The 7,647-nt window shown below is 37.5% G+C and carries 6 protein-coding genes and 1 pseudogene; 5 read left to right on the top strand and 2 right to left on the bottom strand.

Going from position 1 to position 7,647, the window contains the following annotated elements; all coding sequences use genetic code 11:
• Positions 1–251, top strand: a pseudogene (locus ACP6PK_RS29280) (hypothetical protein); the annotation flags it as partial.
• Between the two features lie 146 nt (positions 252–397).
• Here ACP6PK_RS29280 and ACP6PK_RS29275 read toward each other — a convergent pair.
• On the bottom strand, positions 398–535 hold the full coding sequence (locus tag ACP6PK_RS29275) for a hypothetical protein (protein WP_168186767.1): 138 nt from the start codon (positions 533–535) through the stop codon (positions 398–400).
• A 789-nt stretch (positions 536–1,324) separates the two neighbouring features.
• Here ACP6PK_RS29275 and ACP6PK_RS29270 point away from each other — a divergent pair.
• The 4 genes from ACP6PK_RS29270 (at position 1,325) to ACP6PK_RS29255 (ending at position 5,337) form a co-directional block, all read left to right on the top strand.
• Positions 1,325–1,930 (top strand): Uma2 family endonuclease, encoded by a 606-nt coding sequence (locus ACP6PK_RS29270; protein WP_094678687.1) that lies wholly within the window; start codon positions 1,325–1,327, stop codon positions 1,928–1,930.
• A 202-nt stretch (positions 1,931–2,132) separates the two neighbouring features.
• The gene (locus ACP6PK_RS29265) at positions 2,133–4,124 is read left to right on the top strand and encodes a serine/threonine-protein kinase (protein WP_094678689.1); all 1,992 of its coding nucleotides are present in this window, start codon (positions 2,133–2,135) and stop codon (positions 4,122–4,124) included.
• A 574-nt stretch (positions 4,125–4,698) separates the two neighbouring features.
• Entirely contained in the window at positions 4,699–4,884 is a 186-nt protein-coding gene (locus ACP6PK_RS29260) for a hypothetical protein (protein WP_371357675.1), read from the top strand.
• A 282-nt stretch (positions 4,885–5,166) separates the two neighbouring features.
• The gene (locus tag ACP6PK_RS29255; RefSeq protein ID WP_371357677.1) at positions 5,167–5,337 is read left to right on the top strand and encodes a hypothetical protein; all 171 of its coding nucleotides are present in this window, start codon (positions 5,167–5,169) and stop codon (positions 5,335–5,337) included.
• Between the two features lie 217 nt (positions 5,338–5,554).
• Here ACP6PK_RS29255 and ACP6PK_RS29250 read toward each other — a convergent pair.
• Positions 5,555–7,647: hypothetical protein (locus tag ACP6PK_RS29250; RefSeq protein WP_426564977.1), on the bottom strand; the 2,093-nt coding region annotated here is incomplete at its 5' end.

The raw sequence follows: 7,647 nt of genomic DNA, 5'->3' as shown, positions 1-7,647 counted from the left end.
CCTTTATTGCGACTAATTTAGTGGGGCAAAATCTCCCGGAGGGTTCGGTATGGTTAGTTGATATTATCTTTGAAATAATAATATCCAAAGACCCTCTGACTTTCGTCCTACATCCCATAGCTACCTTTGGGATGGTTCTCTGTAACGAGAGTTTTATTGCCTTCCTGTTCGTCCACTTGTCAGCCTTTGCTGGCGGTATCGTTCCTGGTAACTGGTATTGTCCCGCTTTTAGACCAGCTTCACCAGGTTGATGTTCAGTCTCTCCAGTGTGGTCTATGCTGTCAACCCAACAACAGGGCAGATGGAATCTCACCACCAAGGAAATAAGAGTTATTCACAAGTCGAGGATGTCCTCATGTATTGACTTGGAACGGCCATTTATACCTAGCTTCCTAGTTTAGTGGCCAACGAGTCGCACTTCAAACTCAGAGTCGGGAATTTCTTCATCTTCTGGGTCAGGTAGGTCTAAATTTAGCTCTGGGAAATTATTTAGAGCTTCGGCAAGAGCTTCGGGAAATTGGGGCATTTCAGGCATAATTGAATAACATTATCGCTCATAGTGCCGAAATATTATTGCATCATTAGACTAAATAATACCAATTAATATTTGAGACAAAAGTTATAAATAATAAGTCATAAGTCTGAATTAATCTCTGAGTGGGTTTTTTCTGCGAAAATGGTCGGGGAACAGCATTTATATCATGTCTGGTTGAATAGTTATAAATTAAGTCAGGAGTCGGGAGGGAAGAGGGGAAAAAGAAAGTATAGAACCCCTGAAGGGATTTTAAAATTAGAGATTGAGAGTAGGGGAGTAGGGGAGTGGGGGTAGGGACGTTGCATAAGGGCGTCCGTACGGGAGTGTGGAGAGATGGGGAGATGGGGAGATGGGGTGTATTAGATATCTCTCACTCATCCAATCATCAAATCAATTCTTACCCATTTTTTATCAATTAATTCTCCACCAGGACTTATTTTATGGAGATACGGTTAGAGCTTCTATAAAAGGGATAAATTTTTTTATCGCGCTCTTATCCGGACATGATACTAGGGAATAGCAAAAAAATAAATTATCCAACTTTTGAACTAGACCTAATTTGTTTCGCTGCCTAATTTCCTTACTCCCTACTCCCTACTCTGTAAATTCAGGGTAATTGTATCTTTTTTTATTTGGAGTTCCCAATGATGGTGGTGCATAGTAATGGTATAGGAAGTGTGGGGAACGTGGGAAAAAAATGTATATTTTCACCATTACTATGCAGGACTACAGAGGTTTGAACCTTAATATTGGTAACTAATAACTATTAACTAATAACTGATAACTAAAATGACCTACACTTCATCCAAACAACTAAGCTTTGAAGAATTTATTACCCAATATGGAAATAATACAAGCTATGAACTTATTGACGGAGAACTAAGAGATATGCAGCCTACTGGTCCACATGAAGCGGTTGCTGGGAGTCTTAGTGGTAGAATTTATGTTGAAATTTTTCGGAATAATTTAAACTGGTTGATTCCCAAAAATTGTTTAGTAAAACCCCTATTTACTGAAGCAACTGCCCTACGTCCTGATGTGATTGTTTTAGATAAATCAGAACTAATTAAAGAACCTCTTTGGCAAAAAGAACCAGTAATTTGTAATGGTAATACTATTAAACTTGTGGCAGAAGTTGTTAGTACAAATTGGCAAGATGATTATGCTAGAAAAGTAGAAGAATATGCTTTTTTAAATATTTCAGAATATTGGATTGTGGATTTTATAGGATTGGGTGGTTTACAATTTATTGGTAATCCTAAACAACCTACTTTGACAATTTGCCAGTTAGTGAATGGTGTCTATCAGCAAAAACAATATCGTTTGGGAGAACCTATTTATTCTTATATATTTCCTGACTTACAATTGCGACTCAACGACATTATGCAAATTTAAAATGCTGATGGGATAAATATAGCTCTACGCGCAAGTCAGAAGTCAGAAGTCAGAAGTCAGAAGTCGAATTCTTACTTTAGTTATTTTGATAAAACTAGAAAAAATATTTAACTGATAACTCCCTACTCCCTACTCCCTACTCCCTACTCCCTACTCCCTACTCCCTAAATTAACATAGAGGTAGTAGCCTAATCTTGTTAATATGAGTTATTGCCTCAATCCTCAATGCCAAAATCCCCAAAATCCTGAAGGGACATTATACTGCCTCGCCTGTGGGTCAAAATTGCTGCTCAGAGAAAGATATCGGCCCATTAAACCTATCGGTAGGGGTGGTTTTGGTCGGACTTTTTTTGCCGTGGATGAAGATAAACCTTCTCATCCTCCCTGTGTAATTAAACAATTTTTACCTCAAAATACTGGCAACCCAAAAAAAGCTGCCGAATTATTTCAACAGGAAGCTGTTAGATTAGATGAACTTGGTCAACATCCACAAATTCCCGAATTATTAGCTCACTTTGAACAGGATAATAATCAATATTTAGTACAAGAATTTATCGACGGTTCTAATTTAGCTGAAGAGTCAATAAAAAAGGGTCCTTTTGATAGTAATCAAATTAAACAAATCTTGACTGAACTATTACCAGTTTTACAGTTTATTCACGAACATAAAGTAATTCATCGGGATATAAAACCAGAAAATATTATTCGTCGTAGTTCCCCTCCACAAACTACTGGATGGATGACTAATACTAATAGATTAGTATTAGTTGATTTTGGTGCAGCTAAAGTTATTACTGGAACTTCGATAATGCAGCCAGGAACAATAATTGGCAGCCCGGAATATGTCGCTCCAGAACAAGTAAGAGGTCATGCTATTTTTGCTAGCGATATCTATAGTTTGGGAGTAACTTGTATTTATTTGTTGACTCAAGTATCTCCTTTCGATCTATTTGATGTGATGAAAGATAAATGGGTATGGCGAGATTATTTGAATCAATCTATTAATAGTATGTTAGCAAGAATTATTGATAAAATGCTGGCAACTAATCCTAAAATGCGTTACCAGTCTGCTGCGGAAGTAATGAAAGAATTAAACCCAGACCTGAAACTTCCTACTATCCCTCATATTTCTCAACCCACACCATCCTCAACTAGAAGACCAACACCATCTCCAACTCCTGCTAGACGACCTATACCCACATACCAACCTCCGAAACCGCAAACAAAACAACCCACAAATTCTATTACTGCACCGCCTCATGTTGTGCAACCAACTGTTATTCCGCAACCACGACAGTCAACTTGGAAATGTGTCTTAACTTTGACCGGACATTTTGACTCGGTAAACTCGGTAGCATTTAGTCCGGATGGGGAAACTTTAGCGAGTGCGAGTCGAGATAAAACTATTGAAATTTGGGATATGAAAAAAGGTAGACGTTGGTTTACTCTCACTGGTCATGGTGACTCTGTGCAAACAGTCGCGTTTAGTCAAGATGGGGAAATGTTGGCGAGTGGTAGTCGGGATAAAACTATTGAAATTTGGGATATGAAAAAAGGCAAACGTTGGTTTACTCTTATCGGTCATTCTGACTGGGTGGATACGGTGGCGTTTAGTCCGGATAATCAAATGTTGGCAAGTGGAGGTAGGGATAAGGCGATTGAAATTTGGAATTTGCAGAAGGCGAAGCGGTGGTTTACTTTAATAGGACATGAAGACCGGGTTTATACTGTTGCTTTTAATCAAGATAGTGGAATGTTAGCTAGTGGTAGTCGCGACCAAACTATTAAAATATGGGATTTGCAAAAGGCGAAAGAGTTATCTACAATAAAAGGCCATTCTGACTGGGTGCGGTCGCTCACTTTTAGTCCAGATGGTGGAGTATTGGCGAGTGGTAGTCGGGATGGTACGATTAAGTTATGGCAGGTTTATGGAGGGGAACTTATTTCCACACCAATACAAAATTTGAAGTATGGTATGAGTGATGTTTTGTCGGTGGCGTTTAGTCCGAATGGCAAAATAGTTGCCAGTGGATATCGCAATGGGATTATTAATTTATGGGATGCTATTACTGGGGAGTTGTTGGAAACTCTGAATGGTCATGGTAGTGATGTATTTTCGGTTGTGTTTAGTCAGGATGGTAGGAGTTTAGCGAGTGGGAGTAATGATAAAACGATTAAAATTTGGCAGGTGTAAAACAGTTATCAGTTATCAGTTATCAGTTATCATTCCAGTAGGGTGCGTTAATGGAATGTAACGCACCGCCTCTTCCTTACAGCACTTTTCTAATTTATAAACCACATCGTCATAACCAAAAGCTCGTAGGGACGCCCTTATGCAACGTCCCTACATTGTGGTCTACCCAAATGAAAATTGCTGTAATATTTGGTGCGTTACGCTTTCCTTACGGAATGCTGCGCAAACGCTTTTTATGTCGCGTAGCGAAACACACCCTACAAAATTCTACTCTTGCAGTGAATAAATACGGCATAGTAATATTTGGTGCGTTACGCTTTCCTTACGGAATGCTGCGCAAACGCTTTTTATGTCGCGTAGCGAAACACACCCTACAAAATTCTACTCTGTTTCATCTTAAATGTAGGTTGGGTTTCGTCCCTCAACCCAACAACAGTCTTTCTCCCGTACGGACGCCCTTATGCAACGTCCCTACCCTACTTCCCTACTCCCTAATGTGGTATAATTGGGGGCAAATATTTTTTGTTTGTTCCCTATTCCCTATTCCCTGTTCCCTATTCCCTAAAATAAAAATATGCTACTAGAATTAAAAAGATTAACCATACCACCCGGACAAAAAGTATTACTAAAAAATGTAACTTGGCAGGAATTTGAAGAAATTATCACCGACTTAGGAGAAAGTCGTTCCTCTCGAATAGCTTATGCAAATAATACTTTAGAAATTATGGCTCCCTTAGCAAAACATGAACGTAGTAAATAAATTATTAGTGATTTGCTAAAAGCACTACTAGAGGAACTAGAAATATAATTTTTAACTCTAGGTTCCACAACTTTTAAAAATGAGCAGATGGCAAAAGGAATAGAACCTGAAAATTGTTTTTATATTGAAAATGAAGCTAAAGTTCGTGGGAAAAAACGTCTAGATTTGACTGTCGATCCTCCTCCAGATTTAGCACTATAAATAGATGTAACTTCCCGGAATCATACTGATATTTATGCAAGTTTAGGAGTAGGGAAATTATGGCGATTTGAGAAAGGAAAGTTGCAGATATATGTATTAGAAAATAACAAATATATAGAGTCAGAATTTAGTCCACATTTTCCCAATTTACTCTTAACTGAAATTATTCCCGAATATGGCGATCGCTGTCAAACTCTAGGTAGAAATCAAACCATGAAAGCATTTCGTAATTGGGTAAGAGAACAAAGATAATTTGGTAATCAATAATATAGAATCCGGATAATTACCATAGCTATGTCATTGCGACTGGAACGGAGTGGAAGGAAGCAATCTCTGCATATCCCTGAGATTGCTTCCTATCGTAGCAATGACGACTTTTCAATTCCATTTATTGTAGGGGTTTGGTTTCCAAATCCCCTTTTCCGTTGGGTTTGGAGACCAAACCCCTACAATTTTTTTTCACAAATTATTAACCACGAACTAAACCACTAAAACCTGCTACCCAGAGAGATGTTAATATCCAACCAAAAACTATATGAACCCATAAATACCATTTAAGTAAAGCACCAGTTTTTACTTTGAATAATATTAATGGAATTTCTCTACCTTTTTTAGGATTTGGCAGCCAATATGTTTGTTGATGTAGGTCAACTATAGGGATAAATGTATCTAATGAATATAACCAAAAATTAAATTCTGGATAGTCTATATCAATTTTTTTATTGTTAGTTTCTTCGCTATATGGACTGATTTCTGAAGCTGGTGAAAATAGGCATTTATTATTGGATATTGAGTTTAAACAATTCTCATAACCTGCACGAAATAAATAAAAACCACTGAATATAAAAATACTACTTAAAAGTAAAGCTCTTGTCGGTTTATAGCCATAGACAATTGTAATATCTAGAAAGTAATTCCAAAATTTACTTAATTTGTTGAGTTTTGGTCGAATGTCTCTTTCTTTATGAATTAATATTTCTGTAGCGGCATCTGGATCGCCTTCTTTTTTTAAAACTTCGGCTAATTGTTCATAAGTTTGAGGAAAAAATTCGGGTTGAAGTCTCAGCCATTTGAGGCGGGTTTTGGCATCTTTTAGAACTTTAATATTATCGTCTGTTCCAAGTTTCTGATATATGAAACCATCAAGGTTTATATTGTTTTTTTGAGGCCAACTTTCTTCGTCGTCTCTGAGGCGACCTATTCTGGCAAATTGTAGGTCTATTTTCATGTAGTGAGATTCTATTCTTTGATATTCTTGTTGAAGCAGTGATGTAATTTGATTATTATTTCTATCTGTAATGAAAGGATTTAAGAGACGTAAATATAGGGGGAAAGTTACTTTTTCTTGTTTAATTTTAACCATACTTAATGTGTCGTCAACTCTGGCACTAACTAAGTAAATATTTCCTGCAAAAGTTCCTTTATCTAATAAAATATCTCCGTCAACATTGATTCCTTCGGCAGATAAAACAGTTCCTTTTTCGTTGGAAAAGTTGCCTTTGGTGCAGTCAAGATTTCCTTTGATATTTGCTGCTGTTAAATCTACTTTACCTTCAGCTTTGAAGCCATTGGTTAGACTGATGTTAGTTTTGACTTCTATATTCTGAGCATTGAGCGCGTATTTTTCTGGATTAGAGAAATGACCTTGACTACAAGAGAGTTCACCACCAATAGTAGCTCCAGATAGGCTAACTTCTCCCTCAGCCTTGAAATCATTACTTAGAAAGACATCAGCTTTGACTTCTATATTGTCAGCATCAAGCGCATATTTTCCTTTATTAGAGAAATAACCTTGAGTGCAATCAAGTTGACTGCCAATAGTAGCTCCAGATAGGCTGACTCTACCCTCAGCTTTGAAGTCATTTCTCATAAAGACAGCACCTTTGACTTCTATAAGTTGAGCAAAGAGCGCGTCTCCTTCTTTGTTGGAGAAATTGCATCTAACACAAGAGAGTATACCACCAACAGTAGCTCCAGATAGATTGACTTTACCTTCAGCCTTGAAATCATTACTCAGATAGATATCAGCTTTGACTTCTATATTTTGAGCATTGAGCGCATCTCCTTCTTTATTAGAGAAATGAGCTTTACTACAATCAAGTTGACCACCAATAGTAGCTCCAGATAGACTGACTCTACCCTCAGCCTTGAAGCCATTTCTCAGAAAAACACCACTTTTAACTTCTATATTCTCAGCATTAAGGGCATATCCTTCTTTATTAGAGAAATGACCTTGACTACAGTCAAGTTGAGAACTAATAGTAGCTCCAGATAGATTGACTCTACCCTCAGCCTTAAAACCATTACTGAGAAAGACAGATTCTTTGACTTCTATATTCTCAGCATTGAGCGCAGTTCCTTCTGGATGAGAGAAATGACCTCCACTACAAGAGAGTTTACCACTAATAGTAGCTCCATATAGACTTACCCTACCCTCACTCTTGAAATCATTACCAAAAAAGACAGAACTTTTGACTTCTATATTCTCAGCATTGAGCGCAGTTCCTTTTGGATGAGAGAAATGACCTCCACTACAAGAGAGTTGACCACCAATAGTAGCTC

The organism is Dapis hubbardiae BLCC-M172, from assembly GCF_050016015.1.
Classification (GTDB): domain Bacteria; phylum Cyanobacteriota; class Cyanobacteriia; order Cyanobacteriales; family Microcoleaceae; genus Trichodesmium.
This window is presented reverse-complemented; position numbering and strand designations above follow the sequence as displayed.

What these genes read in the sequence shown, in the direction of transcription:
- ACP6PK_RS29270 (WP_094678687.1), top strand. Translation starts at nt 1,325, where the DNA reads ATGACCTACACTTCATCCAAACAACTAAGCTTTGAAGAATTTATTACC.
- ACP6PK_RS29260 (WP_371357675.1), top strand. Translation starts at nt 4,699, where the DNA reads ATGCTACTAGAATTAAAAAGATTAACCATACCACCCGGACAAAAAGTA.
- ACP6PK_RS29275 (WP_168186767.1), bottom strand. Translation starts at nt 535, where the DNA reads ATGCCTGAAATGCCCCAATTTCCCGAAGCTCTTGCCGAAGCTCTAAAT.
- ACP6PK_RS29265 (WP_094678689.1), top strand. Translation starts at nt 2,133, where the DNA reads ATGAGTTATTGCCTCAATCCTCAATGCCAAAATCCCCAAAATCCTGAA.